Origin of the sequence: Streptomyces sp. NPDC060027, from assembly GCF_042737005.1 — a bacterium.
Taxonomy (GTDB): Bacteria; Actinomycetota; Actinomycetes; order Streptomycetales; family Streptomycetaceae; genus Streptomyces.
In genome coordinates, this window is sequence record NZ_JBHWVI010000434.1 from 1 (window position 1) to 2,007 (window position 2,007).

At 61.1% G+C, this 2,007-nt stretch carries 2 protein-coding genes; both read left to right on the top strand.

What is annotated here, in order from left to right:
• The first annotated feature begins 494 nt into the window (after positions 1-494).
• On the top strand, positions 495-788 hold the full coding sequence (locus ACFWBT_RS42745; protein ID WP_385710175.1) for a hypothetical protein: 294 nt from the start codon (positions 495-497) through the stop codon (positions 786-788).
• A 502-nt stretch (positions 789-1,290) separates the two neighbouring features.
• A complete protein-coding gene (locus tag ACFWBT_RS42750) occupies positions 1,291-1,689 on the top strand; it encodes a hypothetical protein (protein WP_385710178.1) in 399 nt (132 codons plus the stop codon).
• Positions 1,690-2,007 lie beyond the last annotated feature (318 nt).

Sequence of the window (2,007 nt, forward strand, 5' to 3'; positions counted from 1 at the left end):
ACGACCCCAAGCCCTTCATCTGGACCAAGACAGCCGAAGAAATCCTCGACTCCCTCGCCCGCTTCTGCCGACGGATCTCTGGCGCAGGACACTAGATTGTTCGCCGCAGTTCCGGCGGTATTCACCGGAGGCGTTGCCGGACATCGCTCGCCATAAGCACTGCAACTGAAAACTGCCGCGAGTCGTCGCCTCTGTTTACTCGATCGGCGTCCTCGAAAAGCTGACGACAGATCAAGGCCTCCCGCAACAGCAGCCTGTAGGGTACAGCTATGCACGAGTTGGGTACGCGATTGCTTATACCTCACCATCCTTCAGGGCTATATACATGTCTCGACATCACGTCTCGTGGTGAAGCATTTACAGTCCGATCGGAGGGGTAAATGACAAGGATCATGAAACGCGTAGGGATCAGCGCGTCTGCTGCAATGGCTGCTGTGGTCTGTAGCCTCACGGCAAGCACACCAGCCCATGCTGACGATGGGAGGCCATACCTCATGACGGGTGACTTCGTGACCGTCGGGTCCGCGGCCAACCTCTTCTGGCCCTATTCCTGGGGTGTCGACTTGTACGACCCCAAGAATCCGCAGGCTGTCGTGAAGAGCGCTTCGGTCGTCGAACTCAACCTGACCGCTATTCCCTTTCACGTCAGGGCCACGTTCAGCGACCATGCCCGCGTCAACGCCCCACCGGCGCCCTACACTTGGCTCAATGTCCGCGCCCCTGCGGGTCTTTATGCCTGGGTTAAGTCCCTGCCGGACCACGAAGGCCCGGTTTTCGATTCAGATTGAGGTTCGTAGTCGTCTCAAGCAGATGATGCTGCAGGCGAGTTGGAGCAGCGTGAACCGTTCCGGGTTTGATCGAGACTTTAGATCTTGACTGTGACCTTGGAGGCCTATTCACGGAGGTTTCGGCCCGCTGTTCTTGATCGTGAGGGCGGCCCTGCTCGGTAGCGTGACGTTTGCGATGACGCCAGTTTTCTACCGAGGCAGGGCCGTTGAGCTGGAACGTTACGACAGGGCTGGATGCTGATCAACTTGATGGGCTGGTCGCACGGGTTCGCCAGGTGCTCGCGGAGGATCCGGACCCGCCGGTGGTGCCGGGGTGGATATGGGCACTGGGCCTGTACAAGTCAATGACCATCCGCTTCACCATCTGGGACCAGATCACCGGCACCACCGGCTGGCCACCGCGGCCTGACCAGAGGTCGACGCACGCCCCCACCACGCCCTGACACGCCATCAACCCATCACACCCCCACCAACGTGACAACACCCGTAGAGGGGAGCACCATTGAAATCAAGGAAACTGAGCCGTAAGCGGCAGCGCGCGACCATAGTCGGGGCGGCGGCCGCGTCGGTCGTCGCCGGTGCGGCTCTGCTGCCCAACTGGTCCGCGGGCGCGGCGAATGTCGCCGCCGACCCCAAGGTGGACGCGTCGACGAAGGCCACCTTCCAGCGGCTGGCGGACGCGGTCTTCACCGACCGTACCGACGCCCTGCTCAACCTCACCGACGCCGCGCCCCGACCTCGATCCGGGCGAGGCAGCGGCCTGGGCGAACGAGACGGCGGGGTGGAACGGACAACGACGACGAGGAACGTGCGAATCGTTCGACCTGATGTCAACGTCACTGGTGGGCGCAAAGTGCACTACGTGTTCGACTCTCAAGGCAACTTCACGGGAACTTTCTGAAGGCGTTATGCAAGAAAGTCTACGAGAATTGATCGGTGGGTATTTGAACCGGCTTGCCGAAGGGGAAGTCGCGCCCGACGAGACTGCCGATTGGGCGCTGAGCATCATGGAGCAGGAAAGCGCCGAAGATATTGATCCGAAGCTGTGGCGTGCTTTGGATCAACTGGCGGGTGCTGACCTACTCGAAGCTCGGTGCGTATCTTCACGGTAGCGAAGAATTTCGCCTGCTGGCGGGCGGAATTTGAGGCTGATTCCAGCCATTGACGCTGACGGCAACGCAGCCGGACGCCGACCGCCCCGCGAGGATCTCGCGGGGCC